Here is a 21832-nt window from a genome sequence, read left to right as displayed (position 1 = left end):
TAAATTTAAAAAAGTTATTATTATAATTAGTTTGTGTAAGCGTACAGGCGAATTTTTTACAAAAACACGGTAGATTATTAGTCTACTATATAACTGGTCATTACTACTGTATGGCTCATATCTCCTGTTGGATTAGTAGCGAAGTTATTTTGAGCTTTAACATTTTTGTAAACAAAAACAGTTTTTTTCGCAAGCTTTGGAGTGTTTTGAGTTTTCATGATATGATAAATTTAAAAGAGTTATTATTGTTGTTATTAATTTCTGTAAAGGTGCAGCCTAAATTTTTGCCCCCCTATTTTTTTACACAAACACTGACTTTTGGAAGATAAAACCTCAATTTCAGTAGATTTAACCTAAAAAATGATACAATTAACGCTTAAAAATTTCTGGAAAAAATATAAACTTCATTGCATTATTTGGGGAATCTATATCATTTACGAGGTCTTTATATTGGGTTTTGCCGCTAATAGATTCCGACCTGTTGGCCAATATGTTCTCGTTTACATTACCAACATTTTCGTTTTTTACACGCATGCTTACCTTGTTGGAAGAGTGATAAAAGACAATAGTGTTGCACTTAAATTTTTAAAGATTTTAGGACTGATAATATTCACGCTATTTGCCTACATCCTTTTAACTTATATATTGGTGGTGTTGTTTGGTAAGTTAGGGATTGTTGAATATGAAGGCTGGAATTTTATTACCCGCACTTTCATTTTATCCTGCATCTACAGGTCTCTGCTTTTCATTGGTTTTGCTACCGGTTATGTTTATATTCTTAAATCATTCGAAGACCAGAAAAAGGTAGAGATTCTGGAGCGACAGAATTTGATTACACAAATTGAGAAACAAAGTTTGGAAACAGATCTGGTTCAATCGCAAAACAATTTTCTGCGAAGCCAGATTAACCCGCACTTCCTGTTTAATACCCTAAACTTTATTTATAACGATACCCGTAAAAAAGCACCCATGGCTGCTGATGCCATCATGAATTTATCAGAAATGATGCGCTATGCATTAAAACAACCTGAAGCTTCTGAACTGGTACCTTTGCGTGAGGAGGTTGAACAAATAGAACATTTAATCAATTTGCATAAATTGCGTACGGCAAATACGATTAACATGTCACTGGAAGTGAATGGCGATTTGTTTGGTTTGAGATTTCCGCCGCTCATCCTGCTTACTCTTGTAGAAAACATTTTTAAGCATGGAAACGTAACCCATTCTACGCAACCTGCTGTGGTAAAAATAGATTACAAACAAAATATCTTAAACATTAGCACCATTAATATGGTGAATGATGGCCGTGGCAAACACGAAAGTCATCATGTTGGCCTTGAGAATGTTGCAAACCGCTTAAAAAGCTTTTATAAAGACGATTTTGTTTTTAAATATTACACAGATCCTTTAAACAGGTACGTGACTGAAATAACTGTTGAGGTAGTTAACCCAATGGCTAAACTCAATATCAGCCGGTAGCTTTGCCACGCTGAAGATCCTTTAACAGTAAATAATACATTACCATTTCATGAGTTCGCTGGCTTTTATCGAAAAGACGGTTGACATGCATGTGCATTAAATCCATAAACAGCCTAACTTTACGGCCCGTTTCCAGGTTTTGTAACAGCAGAACCTGTGATTGAATCATGCGATCAAAACACAATTGCTGGTTTTCATCAAATGCTGTTGCGATGCTGCTTTTATAAGATTGATATTGCTGATTTAGCTTTTTAAAATCTGCTGCATCTAAATGGTGTTCATTATTATATGAATCTGATGCAAGTTTAATCACCTTTCTTAGTTCTTCAATTTCGAAAACGCCTTGCTCCTGTAACTGATCTGCAATTGTTGCACAAAACTTATATTTGCTAAAAGAATCGGGCTGATCAGGGAGAATGGACAATACAAATGCGCTATCAATATTAAAATAAACCTCTACCTGCTCAATCAGATCGCTTCCATAGCGTTCTATTTCCCGCTTATAGGCCCTGGAGTAGAAATCTGATACCAGGCCATTGCTGATGTAAGGAGATAAAAAGCTGGCAAATGAAGCACTGAGTATCTGGTTATGATCTTCATTTTTAACATTGATCCTGAATCTTAAATGATTTCCGTTTTCATTATACCTGATAAAAAACCACGATTTAATCTTATCACCATGTGCCTGCAGAAATGTATGGATTACATTAATGAGAATTTCATCGGCTCGCTGCTGGTGACAAAATATTTCGAAATAAAGCCATTCACTTCCTGGAAGAAAAATTTGCTCAACAGGTCTTACTGCATCTATATTAATTCCCGGAGCCTCATTGTAAATGCGCTCACTGTGTGTAATACCAAGTATAAATTGGGTTAAATAAGGTTTTGCGTGTTCATTAACAACATAATGCTGCTTTGGCAAAATCACTTCTTCGAGATAAATGTGCTTTTGCTTTTGCATGAACTGCATAAATGCTGTTAAATCTTCATCAATGGCTAAGCTGAAGCATAAAGTCTGATCCGATAATCCGGTTTTGAAGTATTCAGATACGCCAAGTTTGGTGAGATGCTGCCTGCATACATCAATAGATAGCGGTACTTTTACAGGAAATAAGGCTTCCTTTTCAACCCGCCACTTCTGCGCGTTTAATATGATATTCTGGTATTGCAGTCTCGGATAATAATTCAAATCTGGAAAAAAAACATCAAGCGGAAGCGATAAACTGCTCTGTATTCCCTGGTACTGTAGATCGCAAAGCAACCTGAATACGGATAGATCTGACCGTGTATAGTTGTATGCAGAAGCAATACGCGGCATCAAACGTTTGTTTAAAAACTTTGACCGAAGCACAACCTGTCCGTTTCGTACCGAGATCTGAATATCATTGAGTAAAAGTGGATTTGCTGAGGTATCGTAATTGAGGATGGAGAGCTGATGTTGGTAAACCAGTTTTCGCCTGTTGATATTGTCTACAGTGGCTTCTACCATATAAGCAACATCAAAAAATAGCACACCTGAATTTGCTTCTTGTTCTATTGTTGAAATTTCTTTGCAATAGTCTTCAACCGCATTGTTTGCCATAGAAAAACGCCCTGCTAATGCATTTGCAGTTACCCCTCCTATTTGATCCATTGTAATTAAATCATCCACTACATTTAATAGTATACTCAGGGAATTTGGAAGCGGACTTGGTTTTTCATTTAAAACCAAGTTTAATTCGTTTAGGAATACCGTTTTGCCAGGTTCGAATTTTTCTATTGATAAAGCTTTTTTCAAGCTAGACTTCAAATCAGCACTTAATTTATTATCCTTTTTTTTGTTATTAAACTGAAGAACGAAATCATCGCCTTCGCTTTGCTCCAGTTCATCATAGCCTACTCCCATTTCCGGATCGAGTGCTAAAAGAAGTGAAACCTCACGCTGTTCGAACTTTTTACTAAATCGCTGAATAAATGTAATTAATGCAGATCTTTCTTCCTTCGGGACGATTTTCTGCAATAGGCTAAGTAAATTTGGAACAGACTTAAAGAGATTGCGGCCTACTCCTCCACTCATAACCTTTCGTTCTGCAATTATATATTGAGGTAGTTTTTCCGTTACCTCTTCCCCAATTCTTTTGAAATAATCTTCACCGATAATATTTGGATCCTGATCAGTAAAAATGAGTTGTAAATCATGCATATCTTTGAGCATACTAAACAGATCTGATTCCCGCCCCGTATCCAACTTAAGCTTCGATATCAAATCCTGCAACCGGATTGGTTGAAGACAGGCATTTAAGATCTGCATCACAAAATCATCATTCCCGATTTCGGCAAGTTCAAAAACACCTTCTGTGCAGGCAATATACCGGATACCATCAAGCGTAGCGTAAAAACTGCTATTGCTAAACACAAAACCATTCTTGTTCAGGAAGGTATCGAAGTCAAATATCAACTGATTGCGATACGGCCAGTCGATAAAACGATGAACAATTTGTTCCTCACCAATTACGAGGTTGGTAGCGTGAGTTTTAATGGCATCGTTTAAAATGCTAAAACTTGCAAATGTTCCATAGGGTGTTGAGCGATATTTTGCCCTGTTGAAATACTTCCAGATGGTAAAGTATACTTTTGGTGGTAAGGCGCTCAAATCCTTTGCTTCCACATCTTTTATCGTTTCATAAAAATCTCCAGACGATATGGATATCGCTTTTTTTAATCCTCCCCAACAAGCCTGCAAATCAGATTGATAAGAAAACATTGGGGTTCGGAAGATGAGTGTTGAACGAAGATTGAGTTTCATGAGATAGTATAACTGGCGAAAATTACAAAGATTAATTATAAAATCGCTATCTGCACAAAACTAAAAAGCCACTTCCATTTTTTCGGAAGTGGCGCTCAACGGGGGGACAATTAACTGAAATTATTTTTTAGTTACCTTAAATTCAGTTCTTCTATTTTTAGCTCTGCCATCAGGATTATCTTTCTTTTTTCTGCCTCTTCCAATCTCATTTGGCGCAATTGGCATAGACTCTCCGTACCCTTTAGAGGTTAGTCTCACCTGAGAAATTCCCTTACTCACCAAGTAATCCACACAAGATTGAGCCCTCTTGTTCGACAACTCCAGGTTGTATTCATCTGTTCCGATATTATCGGTATGCGATCCCAATTCAATTTCCATTTCTGCATTATCTTCCATAATAGGAATCAGAAAATCCAACACCTTTTTTGATGGCTCTGTTAACTCCGCACTGTTAAATTCGTAGTATACATTATCTAATGCGATTGGAATTCCAATTTTAAACGGACTTAAACAGTAATCCTTATAGATCATGGTATCCGCTTTTGCCAACTCTTCGTAAACATAATTTTTAGTGATGGCGAAATAATTTTCCTTAGAGAAAGCCAGTTTTATAGGCCTTTTAGAGTCTGCCTTGAAGTGGTATTTTCCATCTCCGCCAGTGGTAACCTTTTGCATTCCCTCTACGTTAGTAAAAATTACCATTGCACCTGCCATTGGCAGTTTGGTTTTACAATCAGTCAAAATCCCTTCAACAGAGAAGTATTCTTTCTTAATTTCAAATACCTCCAGGCAGCATGATGATTCGCGATCTGAACTGATATACCCTTTCGTATCATCATTATTAGTTGAGGTAAAATATAAGTCGTCTTTTGATGAATTGAATGGATAGCCCATATTTTTAGGTTCAGACCAGGTAACCAGATCACCCTCTGACTCAAAAAAATCTAAACCACCTAAACCAATTCGTCCATCGGTACTGAACATTAATTTTTTGGTAACCGGGTTGTAATATGGTGCACGCTCATCATCTTCGGTATTAATGGTTGGGCCAAGGTTTACCGCCTGACCCAAAGTGCCATCGCTACGAATGGCGCAATACCAAAGATCAAATTTGCCGTAACCACCGGTTCGATCTGATGAAAATAGCAGAAAATTACCGTCTTTGGTTACAAATGGTTGCTGTGAATTAAAATCCTTGCTATTTACCTCCAGGCCTACTGGCTGAGGAGCTGACCACTTATCATTATTTTTTTTAGCGGTGTAAATGGAATAACGCTCTTTTTCTCTCCACGCAGTGAAATAAACTGTATTACCATCCGGAGAAAAGCTTGCCGCAGCAACCTCCATATCTTTAGGTAAATTAATACTCATCATTTTTACAGCAACTTCTGTGGTAGATAGCGCATCTTTAGAGATGTAAAGCGTATTTAGAAACGGATTAGCTTGGGTAGACACCTGAACCTCGCCGGTTTCTGTTTTCATAACATCCCTTTTCCCAGCTACATTGATGGGTCTCGATGAGGTAAAATAAAAGTCTTCCGCAACTTTTACCGGTGCATAGTTCGATCCTAAACCATTTACATTTGCCGGTACTTTTTTAATTTGAACCATTCTTGGAAACCGCATTTCTTCGAGTGCAAATTTGCAGGAAGAAATTTCCTTTTGTGCATCTTTAACCAAGGGATCATTTGGGTTTTTGCTGATAAAAGATTCAAATGAGGCAATCGCCGGATTGAACTTTTTATTCGCTCTCAAACTTTCTGCATAATAAAAAAGTGCTTTTCTATACCTGGTATTGGTAAAGGTAATGGCAATGCCGTAGTACTTTTCAGCTTCTGCAAACTCCCGGTACAAACGGCTTGATTCTGCCAGATTGTAGATTGACCCTTCGTAATCTTCAATCACCTTATTGTCTGAAGTACCCTTCCGCTCTTTTCCATATGGCAAAATTGCCTGCGCAGTATCGCCAGTTATTTTTAAAGCCTTTTTATAAAAAGTAGAGGCCGCATAATAGTCTTTATTTTCAAAATAAGTATCGGCTACTTTCTTATAATTTACTACATATTGGGCATTCGCAAAACCTCCAACTGCCAATAATAAACACAAAAATATTTTTCTCATTTTATTATTAATTATAAGCGTGGACAAAAGAAATTAGGACCGATAATTCCGTTACGCCCAATCAGGGAAATTGACAATTCTATCCCACCATTGCTATTGGATGCACGGTTAAACGATGAAGTATTTACATCATAACTTAAACCGAATACCATATTACTCAACTGCAAACCAACGAATGCGATGGCTGCATCTTTCATACGATAGTTACCACCGAACAAGATATTAGATGACTGGCTTACATTTAGTTGTGCGTAAGCACCTACCGAAACCTCGTTGGTATTTCCCTGATACATCACCAATGCATTCGGAACGAGATCTAAGAAATCTGAGGCACGAATCCGGGCGCCACCATGGCCGGTAAATCGCACCGGGATTCTGGATTCAGTTCCTGTAAAACGATCAATGGGGCGGGTTAAATGTGCTGCACTGGCACCTACAAATACATTAACATTCTGGTTTGGATTACCATCAAAATACATAATACCGAAGTTAACATCAGGTACCAGTGAAGACTGCGACTGAAAAGTTTCGCCATTCATCATACCACCATCATAGCCTGTTAAGGGGTTAAACTGGTTGCCAAATCTTGCCTGAGAGTAATCAAAACTTCTATTGATGATACCTGCCTGCAAGCCGAAATTTATGGTTTGCAATCCTTCTCTACCAAACCTTAAACGATAGGAACCAGACACCAGGGCAGTGAGGTAGTTAAAATCTAATTCACCTGCCCGCTGATTCAGAATGGTACCACCAAAAGCAAAGTTTTTCTTTGGCGCAATATCAAAGGAAGCTCCGCCAGTTAAAAATGAACTGTTTAATGCTCCCCACTGCTGTTTAAAATTTACTGATGCGCGATAATCGCCATCAATAACACCGGTTAATGCAGGATTTAACCAAAGTGGATACGCATAGTATTGCGAAAAATGCGGATCGGTTTGGGCAACTAATCTTGAGGTGCAAAGTAGCAGGCTCAGTACTGCCACAAATGCTTTTAAAGACGATGGTATTTTCATGGTATTTAATTTTGTCTGTTTATTATTTAGCCTACTTATCATTATCTAATTAGCGTTATAGTACCTTTTTTCATTGTACTGGTACCATCGTTAAATTGAACATCTACCATATACACATACACGCCGACCGGCTGATTTACACCTTTGAACGTTCCATCCCATCCGTTAGCTACGTTATCAGATTGGAAGATCAGTTGGCCCCACTGTGTTAATACCGTCATTCTCGCTGATGCTATCGTATTTCCATAGATTAGGAAAATATCGTTTTTACCATCGTTATTAGGTGTAAATGCATTTGGAATATAGATCTGACTTCCGAATGGATTTGCTGCTTTTCCGGTAACCGGACTTGAATTCGCACTGGTTTGGCAAGCTAACTGACCAGTTGCTCTTACAATTAGGGTTACTGCCTGATCTGGTTTTAAGCCAGTTGCCAGATATGTGGTTCCGACAGATGCCTGCCAGGTTAAGCCATTATCTATAGAGATTTCATAACCTGATGCGCCATTAACTGCCGGCCATGCAAACGTTACACTATTTGCAGTAGTTGTTTGCACCACGACTGATGGTGTAGCCAATACTGGAAGAACTGTTACGGTTACAGGTGTTCTACTCGCACTTGCACAACCACCCACTGCAATACTCTCTACATAATAAATAGTGGTAGCCGTAATGTTTGGCGTGGTAAAAGTGATTCCCTCACCCAATACATTTCCATTAGAACTTACATTATACCATCTGTAGATTAATCCTGCTACCGGATTATTTACCGTTAATATCGTGTTGCTACCTGCGCAGACTGTTCCATTAGCCGGAGTTGCAGATGCTGGCGCAAGTGGTACAGGTAAAGCCACTATATTTACTGGCGTTCTTGATGCAGAGATACAAGATCCGTTCGCACCTTCAACATAGTAAGTTACATTGGTTGTAACTGCCGGTGTAGTAAACGACGCGCCTGTTCCTGCGATCGACCCACTTGTTGCTGTAGTGTACCAGTTATAAACGGCACCTGCTTGCGGATTGGTTACGGTTATAATGGCTACATTTCCAATGCACACACTAATGTTCGAGGTGTTAACCACCGGAACAGCTGGTTTCTGGTTTACGGTTACCGTAATCCTTACCCTGCCTCCGTTATTATTACATCCTCCCGCATTCACCGCAGTTACGTAATAATCGGTTGTGCTGGTTAATGCGGGCGTATTGTAAGTTGAACCTGTAAATAACAAGTTGCCACCTAAAGCAGCGCTGTACCATTCGTAAGTTACACCAGTTTGTGCATTGCTGATTACCAATTGAGTTGGCTCACCAGAACAAATACTTGTTCCTGTACTTGCTACCACCGGGTTATTTGGTAAGCTACTTACGGTAACGGCTATTGCTAAACCACTACCTGAAGCATTTTCACATTTATTGTCTCCTTTAACGGTTACGTAATAAGTGGTGTTAGCCGTTAAAACTGGAGTAGTAAACACGCTACCAACAAATACTGCTGAAGTTAAGGTTGCATCACTGTACCAGGTAAATACCGGATTGGTAACCGTGGTGCTGCTTGCGGTTAATACGGCTGCGATGTTTCCACAAATCGATCTTGATCCGCTTACTGATACGTCAGCCTGCACTGCTCTTGTGTTCACCACAACTGTAATTGGTTTAGCATTCGCAGCCGAATTTTCACATTTGTTACTTCCTTTAACAGTTAGATAATAAGTAGTACTTGTTGTTAAAACTGGCGTGATAAAGTTCGGGCCAACAAAAACAACACTGGTGAGTGAGGCATCGCTGTACCAGGTAAATACAGGGTTAGTTACTGTAGTTGAGCTGGCATTAATAGTTGCTGTACCAGAACCACAAACCAAAGTAGGTGCAGATAGCGTGATATCTGCAGCAGTTGCCGCTTCATTCACATTCACCGTAATCACTCTGGCTGTTGCAGTTGAGTTTTCGCATCTGTTGTCACCTTTCACCGTTAAGTAATATCTCGTAGTTGTATTTAACGCAGGCGTATTGAACGTTGCACCAACAAAAGCCACTGAAGTTAAGGCAGCATCTGTGTACCAGGTGAACGTTGGATTAGTTACCGTTGTAGTAGCCGCCGTTAATGTTGCTCTAGATCCTGCACAAATTGTAGCATCAGTTGCAGCTACATCTGCAGCACCTGCTACTGGTTTAACCGTGATGGCTATTGCTAAACCATTGCCTGAAGCATTTTCACATTTATTATCTCCCTTAACGGTTACATAATAAGTAGTGTTAGCCGTTAATACCGGAGTTGTAAATACGCTGCCTACAAATTGTACAGAGGTTAGGGCTGCATCACTGTACCAGGTAAATACCGGATTGGTAACCGTGGTGCTGCTTGCAGTTAATACGGCTGCTACGCTTCCACAGATTGATGTAGACCCGGTTACCGTGATATCAGTTTGTACTGCTCCTGGGTTTACCACAACTGTAATTGGTTTGGCATTCGCAGCCGAATTTTCACATTTGTTACTTCCTTTAACTGTCACATAATAAGTAGTACTCGCTGTTAATACTGGTGTGGTAAAGTTCGGGCCAACAAAAGCAACACTGGTGAGTGAAGCATCGCTGTACCAGGTAAATACAGGGTTAGTTACTGTAGTTGAGCTGGCATTAATAGTTGCTGTACCAGAACCACAAACCAAAGTAGGTGCAGATAGCGTGATATCTGCTGCAGTTGCTGCTTCATTCACATTCACCGTAATCACTCTGGCTGTTGCAGCTGAGCTTTCACATCTGTTATCGCCTTTCACTGTTAAGTAATATCTGGTGGTTGCGTTTAACACTGGCGTATTGAATGTTGCACCTATAAAAGCTACTGAAGTTAAGGCAGCATCTGTGTACCAGGTAAATGTTGGGTTAGTTACTATAGTAGTGGTTGCAACCAAAGCTGCCGAAGTACCCTGACAGATCGTTGCATCATTTGCAGCAACATCTGCTGTACCTGCAATTGGCGTTACTGTAAGCACTACCGCTAAAGCACTACCAGATGCATTTTCGCATTTATTATCTCCCTTAATGGTTACATAATAAGTAGTATTAGCCGTTAATACCGGAGTTGTAAACATGCTGCCTGTAAATGCTACAGTGGTTAATGCGGCATCACTGTACCAGGTAAATACCGGGTTAGTTACGGCAGTGCTACTTGCCGTTAATACCGCTGCTACGCTTCCACAAATCGATCTTGATCCGCTAACAGTAATATCAGCCTGTACCGCTCTTGGATTAACCACAACGGTAACGGCTTTAGCATTAACAGCGGTGTTTTCACATTTATTTGCTCCCTTAACAGTTACATAATAAGTGGTTGTGGCTGTTAACACTGGTGTGGTAAAGTTCGGGCCAACAAAAGCTACACTGGTGAGTGAAGCATCGCTGTACCAGGTAAACACCGGACTGGTTACCGTAGTTGAACTGGCATTAATGGTTACCGCTCCTGAACCACAAACTAAAGCTGGTGTAGATAATGTGATATCTGCTGCAGTTGATGCTTCATTCACATTTACCGTAATTACTCTGGCTGTTGCAGCTGAACTTTCACATTTGTTATCGCCTTTTATGGTTAAGTAATATCTGGTGGTTGCATTTAATGCAGGGGTATTGAACGTTGCACCAACAAAAGCTACTGAAGTTAAGGCAGCATCTGTGTACCAGGTAAATGTTGGGTTAGCTACTGTTGTAGTCGTTGCAATTAAAGCCGCCGAAGTACCCTGACAGATCGTTACATCATTTGCAGCAACATCTGCGGCACCTGCCACTGGTGTTACCGTAATAGTTACCGATCTGCCTGTATTTGGTGCATTTTCACATTTATTATCACCTTTAACAGTAATATAATAAGTTGTTGTGGTATTTAGAATCGGCGTTACAAATACATTTCCAATGTAACTGATGTTGGTTAATTGAGGATCGCTGTACCAGGTAAATACCGGATTAGTTACCGTTGGCGATGTAGCAGTTAAGGTTGAACCTGTTCCTGCGCAAGCAGTGTTATTGCCATTTATAATTACATCAGTGGTTATAGCTAAAGGATTAACCGTTACTACTACCACCTTGGCATCGGCGGCGGTGTTTTCACATCTGTTCGCACCTTTAACGGTTACATAATAGGTAGTGGTTGAGGTTAATCCATTTATCGTGAAGTTTGGCCCAACAAAGGCAACACTGGTTAATGATGCATCATTATACCAGGTAAATACTGGTTGCGTTACGGTTAAACTTGATGCCATTAACATTGTTGTTGAACCCGCACAGATTTGCGTGTTTGCAACGGTGATATCTGCTGCTGTAGCGAATGGCTTTACAGTTACTGTAATCACTTTTACTGCATTCGCAGGGTTTTCACACCTGTTATCGCCTTTTACCGTAACATAGTAAGTAGCAGTTGCCGTTAATGCCGGAGTAGTGAATGATGTGCCAACATAAGCTACGGTTGTTAAAGCCGCATCACTGTACCAGGTGAATGTTGGGTTAGTTACCGTGGTGCTTGATGCTGATAACTGCGTGGTTGAACCTACACAAACTGAGGTTACAACATTAAGGTTAATATCTGCTTCTGTAGCGAAAGGATTAACGTTGATGGTAATTGCCCTGGCCATTACCGGAGTATTTTCACACCTGTTATCCCCTTTTACCGTAACATAATAAGTAGTTGTAGCAGTTAATACCGGTGTTGTAAACTGAGCCGTTGTATTAACCTGATTAGTTAAAGCGGCATCGCTATACCAGGTAAATACCGGGTTAGTAACTGTTGTACTCGTTGCCGATAGCGTTACCGTAACACCACCACAAATAGATGTTGGTCCGGTTAAAGCAATATCTGAAGCCGTTGCTACAGGATTATTCGTAATGGTAATTTCCTGAGCATTTCCAGGTCCGTTGGCACATTTATTATCGCCGCGAACGATAACATAATATTTAGTTGATGCTGTAATTGCAGGCGTTGTGAAGGTAGGAGATGTACTCACAACCTGTGTTAAAGCAGCATCGTTGTACCAGGTAAATACCGGATTGGTTACCGTTGTGCTAGTTGCAGCAAGGGTAGTTGTTGCCGATGCGCACACTGCTGTGTTGCCTGTTATGGTAATATCAGAAGCCAATGCAGCCGGAAGAACCGTGATGGTAGCCTTCGTTCTGATTGAATTGTTACAACCATTCGCATTAACAGCTTCTACGTAATAATCATAAGTTCCTGCAGGCAGGTTGGTAGCGGTTACAAAACTGCTGTTATTAGTTACCAGCATATTTCCGTTTACCGCGGCATCGTACCAGTTATAAGTATTTCCAGCAACCGGAACTACTGTTAAGGTAGCAGAGGTGTTGATACAGGTAGCTGCAGGATTTGCTGCGGCAAGTACAGGTGGTGCAGGTGGTGCGATCACGGTAACTATAACTTTAACCTTAACGGTTTCACAACCATTTGCATTCGCACTTACCGAATATTCGTAAGTACCTGCTGCTAAAGCCGGATCGGTAGTAAAAGTTGTTCCATCTTTTCCCGATTGATAAACGCTTCCTAAATACCACTTGTAAGTGATCCCTGGTTGAGGGTTTTGTACACTCAAAGTTGCAGATGCACCCTGACAAGCACTAACCGTTGCAGCAGTTACAGTAGGTGCAACAATGCTTCTCTGTGCATAGTCAAAATTCACAGAATTTAAAGCCCCTAATAATCCAGAATTTAATCTGAGTTCAACCCCATCAAACCTGTTTGTTGGTACGAAAGTGAGGATGGCCGAGTTGCTGCCCGTTAATAAGTTAAGGCTGATTAATGGATTAGAAATTGAAATGGCATCATTATTTGTTGTAGTTCCCTGGTAAGTAGTTAAGGTTAAGTTTGATAATAAGGCTACTGAAAGCAATTGGCCTGGGGTTGTAATTTTCACCCTCAAAGTATCACCCACATTAGATAAACCAGGGAAACCTAACTGTTGGAACACTGAAGAGCCTAATAAACCTACAGGGATTACTAGACTAGATCCGGTGTTAATGTTGCCATCGATGGCCTGATTTGGATTGATTACCCCGGCACCAATGGTAATACCGCCTGCTACACCATTGGTTTGAGTAGTGGCAGCACCACAAGGAGTTGGTACTGGTGTTCCGTTAGGAATTACTGTAACCACCACCTCTGCTCTGGTTGTTGAAGTACACCCACCAGGGATTGTAGCTTCTACATAATAGGTTGTATTTGTAGATAATGGACCGGTTACATAATTCTCACCAGTAAAAATTGGTGTGGTTGCGGTTGCACTGGTATACCAGTTAATGGTTGCCCCTGCAGTACTTGATGTTGCTGTTAATGAAGCGACAGAATTTTCTGAAATGGTTATTGCAGATGGCGTAATTACCGGAGGATCAATATTACCAATGGTGATGGTTGCAGTTACTCTTGCAGATGCAGCGCTACAACTGTTCACGGCCTCTACCGTGTAGGTAGTATTACTGGTTACGTTGGCAACCGTAAAAGTTATGCCATCTAAACCTGCCTGATAAACGTTTGCAGCGTCGTACCATTTATAGGTAGTTCCGGCAACCGGGTTTTTAACCTGGAATACCACATTCGTATTTAAACAGGCATTAACATCAGGAGCTAATAACACTGGTGTAACAGGAGCTGGATTAACCGTTACGTTCATTACAGTTCTGGCGCTTACACAACCAGATGCAGATACCGCAGCAACGAAGAAGCGGGTATCGCCAGTTAAAACCGGAGTAGTGAAGATGATTCCGTCTTTACCGGTAAAGTAAGTTCCGGCAGTATCGTACCACCTGTAAGTTAAACCTGATGATGGATTATTAACCACCAACTGCGTAGTTTGTCCTATACATGCCGTTACGTTTGGCGAAACCACTTCCGGAGCCACCAAAATACGTTGCGCATAATTGAAGTTGATTGAATTAAGCACACCCAGAACACCACCATTTAAGCGGACTTCTACAGCATCGAAAGTAGTTGCTGGTACAAAGGTGATTAAGGCCTGTGTACTACCATTTAATAATTGAACATTTAAAAGATTATTATTTAAGAATCTTGAATCGCCATTGCTGTTTGTTCCAAGATAGGTGGTGATTTGCGCGTTACCCAGCAAGCTAAGAGAAAGCAATCTGCCAGGTGAAGATACCAAAACACGAACCGTATCGCCCAGTTTTGAAATCGAACCGAAGCTTGCTCTTTGGTAAACCGAAGCCCCCAATGCACCTACCGGCAATACCAATGATGATGCTGTTTGTGTATCGTTGTCAATTGCTAATCCTTGATTAAATACTCCTGCCAGCAATGCCACGCCAGTTACACCACTTGTTTGTGCAATTGCCGACTCGCAAGGAACAGGGTTTGAAGAACCATTTCCATCAACGGTAATGGTAACCTGAATTCTACTGGCCGATGTACATCCGTTAGCCGAAACCGTTTCTACAAAATAACTCGTTGTGGTAGTTAGCGGCGGTGTTACATAAGTGGCACCGGTATAAATTGGCGCAGTCGCATTCGCCGTGCTGTACCAGTTAAAAGTAACAGCTGGATCTGTAGATATTGCCGTTAAAATTACGGTTTGGCCTGGTGCAATGGTTGATGCACTTGCAGTTACAACAGGCAACACCGGACGAGGATTCACCGTTACTGAAACAGTTGCACGGGTTATACTTAAGCAACTTCCCTGAGCTGCTTCCACATAATATGTTGCATTCGCATTTAAAGCCGGGGTAGTTACTACCGCGCCGGTAAATAATAAGTTACCTCCTGTTGAGGCATCATACCAGTTGTACGTAACACCTGCAACAGGATTAGTTACAGATAAGGTAGCTGGCGTTCCTGCACAATTAGCCGCAACAGTTGCCACCACTGGTGTAACCAAAGCAGGTGTAACGGTTACGGTAACCGGAACGCGGATAGGATTTGGACAAGTGCCTTTAGATACCTGGATATAATAGGTAGTCGTATTTGCTAAAGCCGGAGTGGTAAAAGTTTCACCAACGGCAAGTTGTGTACCTCCTGTTGGGGCATTGTACCAGGCTAAAGTGGTACCGCCATTTGCGGTAGCAGTTAATGTAGCAGTACTGCCTGCACAAATGGTTTGTGCACCGGCTGTAACCGTAGGATTAGGATAAACGATTGTTGCACCATAAATATCTAAGCTGGTTACCGCAGAAACCAAAGCACCAATGCGAATCTCTACCCGATTAAATGCACCACCAGCAGCAAGTGTCGCTGCAAAACGGCTTCCGCTTAAAAGCTGAAGGTTTAATAATGATGAACCCAGTTGAACTGTTCTCACCACCGTTGCACCATTAAGAATGGTAACGGTAACGTTGTTTAACAATTGGAGATCCAATAATCCGCCAGGTAAAGCAAGATCTAAACGAACACTATCGGTAGCAGAACCTGTAGTTGGGAAAATTAATTGTTGATATCCTGATGAGGCAACACCTACCCCTAACGTAATTCTGGTGGCGTTGGTTGCATCATTGTCTGTTGAATTTCCGGCACCTGTGATACCACATAAAAGACATAAACCAGTAATACCACTGTTCTGGCTGTTTGCTGCATTACAAGCTGTACCTGTTCCGCCCGGAATTACGGTAACCGTTACCGGAACACGACTTGCGCTTACACAGCCCGCTGCATTTGTGGTTTCAACATAATAGGTTGTGGTAACATTTAAAACCGGAGTAACAAATGAAGTTCCGGTACCCACCTGTGTTCCGCCAGTTGGCGCATCAAACCAGGCAATGGTATTCCCTGCATCGGCAGTAGCCAATAAGGTAGTGGACTGGCCAGCATTAATTACCTGACTATTGGTTGTTACCATTGCTAAAGTTGCTGATGGATTAACAGATACCGTTACTGTTGTTCTCGGACTAACTGCTGTGCCAGATACGGCTTCCACATAAAATACGGTTTGAGCAGTAATGGCCGGAGTAACAAATACGCCGGTATTATTGGTTGCCAATGGCGTATTTCCAGTAGCGGCATACCAGTTGTAAGTTACTCCCGATTGTAAATTGCTTACACTTAATGTTGCAGGAGATCCTGAACAAACTGTAGCCGCAGCTACAACAGGCGCATTCACGGTAACGGTTAAGCCATAACCTGTGGTTGCCTTATTGCCATTTGCATCAGTTGCTGTTAGCGAAACTGTAAATGTTCCACCCACAGTTGGCGTGCCTGTAATTTCTCTGGTTGTGGTATTAAATGATAATCCTGCCGGAAGATTAGCTGCTAAATAAGTATATGGTCCTGTACCACCTGTTACTGCCGGAAGCGTTACTCCAGCATAAACATCTCCAACTACTCCATTTGGTAAAGTAGCGGTGGGTAAGTTCAAGGCACCGATTACGCTGATGCCATAATTGTTGTTTGCTGTTCTGCCCTGGCTATCTGTAACCGTAACTGAAACTACATAGTTACCTGCCTGAGTTGGTGTACCCGTAATGTCTCTGGTGGTCTGATCAAATGATAACCCCGGAGGAAGACCACTTGCTGTATAAGTATATGGCCCCACTCCACCAGTTGCTGCCGGAATGTTTTGAACAGGATAAACTACATTTTCTGTCCCATTGGCTAATGTTGCCGGTGGCAATACCAATGGATCGATTACGGTGATAGAATAATTGGTGGTAACTGTTTTGCCTGTTGCATCAAGAACAGTAACCCGAATAGTAAATGTTCCGGATTCGCCAGGCGTACCCGTAATTTCTCTTGTGGTTGTGTTAAAAGTTAAGCCTAAAGGAAGGCCGGTAGCCGAATAGGTATAAGGTGTTGTTCCACCAGTTGCCTGTGGAATGGTTTGAGTTGGATAAACTGAACCTTTGATTCCGCTGGCTAAAACTGCCGCTGGTAAAATCAATGGATCAGTTACTTTAAGGGTATAGTTAGCAGTAATGGTATTTCCATTGGCATCAGTAACCGTAACCGGGATAGTGTAATTACCAATCTGAGTTGGAGTACCCGTGATTTCTCTGCTTATTGGATCGAAAACTAATCCCGGAGGAAGACCATTTGCAGTATAAATATATGGACCAGTTCCACCAGCTGCTGCCGGAATGGTTTGCGTAACATAAGGTGTTCCGGTTACTCCATCGGCTAATGCACCAGATGCCAGTATTAATGCCGGAGTTACCGTTAAATTAAATGTAGCAGTAACGCTGCAATTTTTTGTATCGGTAACCACCACTGCAAATGTTGGCGTTCCGGTAGCCGTTGGTGTACCGCTTATTAAACCAGTGGATGACAAAGTTAAACCTGCTGGTAAGGTACTTCCTGGTGCCAGTGCGTAGGTGAAAGCTGGTGTACCGCCGGTTGCAACCGGAAGTTGTTTGCTATATGCTGATGCAATTGTTGCGTTGGTTAAGGTCGTTCCTGCAAAAACAATAGCCGGATTTACCGTTACCACTACCGGAATACGAGTGGTATTGGCGCAATTTGCTTTATTTACCTGGATGTAATAAGTGGTGGTTGCTGTAATCGCCGGAGTGGTGAAAGTTTCACCAGCACCTAATTGTGTTCCACCAGTAAGTGAATCAAACCAGGTTAATGTTGTACCGCCATTTGCCGTTGCCGCCAAAGTAGCTGTGCCACCGGCACAAATCGATTGCTCACCTGCTGTTACAGTTGGATTTGGATAAATCACTGTAGCACCATAAATATCTAAAACACGTAATGCTGAAACAGTAGAAGTAAAAGTTACCTCAACACGATCATAAACGCCTCCTGCTACAAGAGTTGCAGCAAACCTGCTTCCTCCCAATAAGGAGAGAGTTAACAAGCTACCACCTACTTGAACTGTTTTAACTACGCTTGTTCCGTTTAATACACGGACAGTAATGTTATTGAAAATACCAACATCGGCTAAACCAACCGGCAAGCCTAAATCTAAACGAATACTATCTGTTGCAGTACCTGCGTTAGGGAAAATTAATTGTTGGTAACCCGATGCACCAACCCCTAACGACAGCTGAATTTTAGTTACGTTATTTGGGTTTGCATCTGTTGAGTTACCTGCATCAACAATCGCACAGAGTACACAAATACCGCTAATACCAGAATTTTGTGCATTCGCCGTGTTACAGGTTGTATTTCCGCCACCGGCGATTACCGTAACAGTAACCGGAACCCGGGAAGCACTCACACAACCCGCAGCACTTGTAGTTTGAACATAATAAGTTGCAGTTGCCTGTAATGCTGGTGTGGTAAATGAATTACCTACTCCAACCTGAGTACCACCAGTTGCTGCATCAAACCAGGTAATGGTATTGCCTGTATCAGCAGTAGCATTTAATGTGGCCGTTTGACCGGCATTAATCACCTGACTACTCGTTGTAACTGTGGCTAAAGTAGCGGGTGGATTTACGGAAACGGTAACAGCAGTTCTTGAACTTACTGCCGTACCAGAGAATGCTTCAACATAAAATGTAGTTTGCGAGGTTACTGCCGGAGTAGTAAAAGTTCCTGCAGAACTGGTTTGTAAAACTGTATTTCCTGTTGGGCCATATAACCGGTAAGAAACATTTGGCACAACATTGCTCACAGTTAGGACAGCGCCTGATCCGGAACATACTGTTGTTGATGCCACAACCGGAGCATTTACATCAACATTGATACCATATGATGTAGTCGCTTTGTTACCGTTTGCATCGGTTGCCGTTACCTGCACATTAAATGTACCTCCTGCTGTTGGTGTACCCGAAATTACCCGTGTAGAAGGATCAAAGGTTAAACCCGGAGGAAGATTTGTGGCGACATAAGTATATGGTGTGGTTCCGCCGCTAACCGCAGGAAGCGTTTGGGCCGGATAAGTTGTTCCAACAATACCACTTGGCAAAGTAGCTGATGGTAAGCTTAGTGTTCCAATTACTTTAATTGAATAAGTATTGCTAGCTGTTCTGCCTTTGCTGTCGGTTACGGTTACGGAAATTATATCATTACCAGCCTGAGTTGGCGTACCTGAAACGATCCTGGTTGTAGGATTGAAGGTTAATCCGGCAGGAACGTTGCTGGCTAAGTAAGTATATGGTCCTTCTCCACCAGTTGCCGGCAAAATTTCTACACCTGCATAAACAGTGTTTTCAGTACCATCAGGAAGCGTAGTTGGCGGCAATATAAGTGGATTAATAACCTCAAGTGCATAATTTGTGGTTACCGTTTTTCCATCTGCATCTGTGGCTGTTATGGCAACGGTAGAAGAACCAGCAACTGTTGGTGTGCCTGTAATTGCCCGCGTAACGGGGTTGAAAGTTAATCCGGCCGGTAAACCCGTAGCCGTATAAGTGTAAGGTGTGGTACCTCCTATTGCTGATGGAATAAATTGTGGTGTATAAACTGAACCTGTTATTCCCATGGCTAAAGTTGCCGAAGGCAAAAGGAATGGATCAGTAACCTTGATGGTATAATTTGCAGTTACAGTGTTTCCATTTGCATCAGTTACGGTTACCGGAATCACGTAGTTACCTGGTGTTGTTGGCGTTCCTGTTATTTGTCTCGTTATCGGATCGAAAGATAATCCCGGAGGAAGATTTACAGCCGCATAAGTATATGGGCCGGTACCGCCTGCTGCCACCGGAATGGTTTGTGTTGGGTAAGTGGTGCCCGTAATTCCATCTGGCAAAACACCAGCGGTTAATGTTAGCGCAGCAGTTACAGTAAGCGTATAAGCTCCTGTAACACTACATCCTTTTGAATCGGTAGCTACAATTGAAAACGTGTAAACATTCGGAACTGTTGGTGTACCAGTAATATTTCCTGAAGTTGAAAGGGCTAAACCTGCTGGCAAAATACTTCCAGCGGCAAGCGCATAAGTAAAACCAGGAGTACCCCCGGTTGCCACAGTGATTTGTCTGTTGTAAGCAAATTGACTGGTTGCATTTGGTAAAGTAGCACCGGCAAATATGATTTGAGGATTTACAGTTACTACTACCGGAACACGCCCAGATTCAGTTGGACAATTCAGGCGCCTTGCAGCAACATAATAAGTTTTATTTACGGTTAAACCTGGCGTGGTGAAAGTTCCGTTAAAGGCTACAGTAGCCAATGGTGTTCCTCCTTCTATATTTTCATACCAGATAAGTTCGTTCGTATTGGCAGTTGTAGCCGTTAAATTAGTAGGTACATTATAACATGCTGCCACTGCATTACTTGCAGGCGCAGTAAAAGTTGGTCTTCCGGCAGAGCGGGTTAGGCCGTAAACATCAATGGTTTGAGTTAAATTTACATTTACGAGGGAAGAAAGGGTTACCTTCACCCGATCGAAAGGCACACCAGGAGAAAACGGCAGGTTAACAATTGATCCGTTATTGAGGAGTGCAAGCAATTCCAGATTTAATAAACTCGGATTTAAAGATTGTGTATAAACCTCTGTATTGCCATTGTAAGCCGTAACCTGGATATTATTTAAAAGACCAAGGTTTAACAGTGCCGATGAAGTTTTGAATCTTAAGTTAAAATCATCAGTGGCATTAGATGGTGTTGAAAAATAGAAATTCTGACTAGCAGTTCCACCTACCGCAAGAACACCTAAACTGATCTGAGAGAAATTATTTGGATCAGCATCAATTGCCCTTTCACTATTAATTACACCAGAATTTCCCAGGCGTAGTGCATCGAGGGTAATTCCGGTTCCTTCAAAACTAGTTGTAAATGCCTGTTCACAGGGGTCAGTGCCCGAGGTATGAAATGCATAATAGACTTTAGTATTATTATTAGTGCCCAACAGCAACGCACTGGTATTATCTCTAATAACTACCCGGTCGTAAATCTGATTTGGTGTAATGGCTACATAAAACCTTCCTAAACCATCTTTAACCAGGCGAAGGTTGCTATTGGTAAACTGTCCGCTGCTAGAGCCATCGGTTACAATTGTACCTGCAGCATTTTTTGCAGCGATATAAAAACTGTGGTTCCCTAAAACAACGTTTCCTAAAACATTAGCCAATAACCCGCCTAAATTACCCCCCAACAATGCATTTAATAAATCAGGATCAGAATCTATCCTGATATAAGTTGTTGTATTTGCAGGTACATTAGATGGGAACTTCAATTCCAGTTCACCACTATAGGCCAATATATTTAAGGCAATACCTCCCGATGATTTTACGGTTGCAAAGGTATTCTCATCTGCAGTGGTAGCATTTGTTGGATTATCAACCGTAGAAACTGAACATGGACCTAAACCAAGTAAACCACAACCAGTAAGACTGGTGGCATTTCCTGATGCAGTTGCCGTATTCGCATAAATTTTTGTTTGTGAATACGATTTAGAAAATATTAGCGTTAATATAACTACGACAGCAAATTTTAATGCATTGCGAATAATCCCTTTTAGGGATAGCGAAGTAGAGATTCTCATCATGTCAGGCGTTATTAGGGTGACTCTGGGTTTGTTTGGTTGTACTTCCGTTACAGCAATACAATGGTCAC

At 41.5% G+C, this 21832-nt stretch carries 6 protein-coding genes; 1 reads left to right on the top strand and 5 read right to left on the bottom strand.

Annotated features, from left to right (window positions below; translation table 11 throughout):
• Positions 1–77: 77 nt before the first annotated feature.
• The gene (locus ACN1CD_RS07660) at positions 78–218 is read right to left on the bottom strand and encodes a hypothetical protein (RefSeq protein ID WP_419129825.1); all 141 of its coding nucleotides are present in this window, start codon (positions 216–218) and stop codon (positions 78–80) included.
• Between the two features lie 142 nt (positions 219–360).
• On the opposite strand from ACN1CD_RS07660, the gene ACN1CD_RS07655 reads away from it, so the two are divergent.
• A complete protein-coding gene (locus tag ACN1CD_RS07655; RefSeq protein ID WP_419129824.1) occupies positions 361–1479 on the top strand; it encodes a sensor histidine kinase in 1119 nt (372 codons plus the stop codon).
• Here ACN1CD_RS07655 and ACN1CD_RS07650 read toward each other — a convergent pair.
• The 4 genes from ACN1CD_RS07650 to ACN1CD_RS07635 all read right to left on the bottom strand — a co-directional run bounded on the left by ACN1CD_RS07650 (position 1469) and on the right by ACN1CD_RS07635 (position 21764).
• Complete coding sequence (locus ACN1CD_RS07650) at positions 1469–4264, bottom strand: thiopeptide-type bacteriocin biosynthesis protein (RefSeq protein WP_419129823.1); 2796 nt, start codon at positions 4262–4264, stop codon at positions 1469–1471. The two genes, ACN1CD_RS07655 and ACN1CD_RS07650, sit on opposite strands and share 11 nt — an antisense overlap.
• Before the next feature lie 120 nt (positions 4265–4384).
• Positions 4385–6385, bottom strand: coding sequence for an OmpA family protein (locus ACN1CD_RS07645; protein WP_419129822.1), 2001 nt, complete (start codon positions 6383–6385; stop codon positions 4385–4387).
• Positions 6386–6396: 11 nt separating this feature from the next.
• Positions 6397–7398, bottom strand: coding sequence for a PorP/SprF family type IX secretion system membrane protein (locus tag ACN1CD_RS07640; RefSeq protein ID WP_419129821.1), 1002 nt, complete (start codon positions 7396–7398; stop codon positions 6397–6399).
• Positions 7399–7439: 41 nt separating this feature from the next.
• Entirely contained in the window at positions 7440–21764 is a 14325-nt protein-coding gene (locus tag ACN1CD_RS07635) for a putative Ig domain-containing protein (RefSeq protein WP_419129820.1), read from the bottom strand.
• Positions 21765–21832 lie beyond the last annotated feature (68 nt).

It is taken from the genome of Pedobacter sp. N23S346 (assembly GCF_048515415.1).
Lineage (GTDB): Bacteria > Bacteroidota > Bacteroidia > Sphingobacteriales > Sphingobacteriaceae > Pedobacter.
This window is presented reverse-complemented; position numbering and strand designations above follow the sequence as displayed.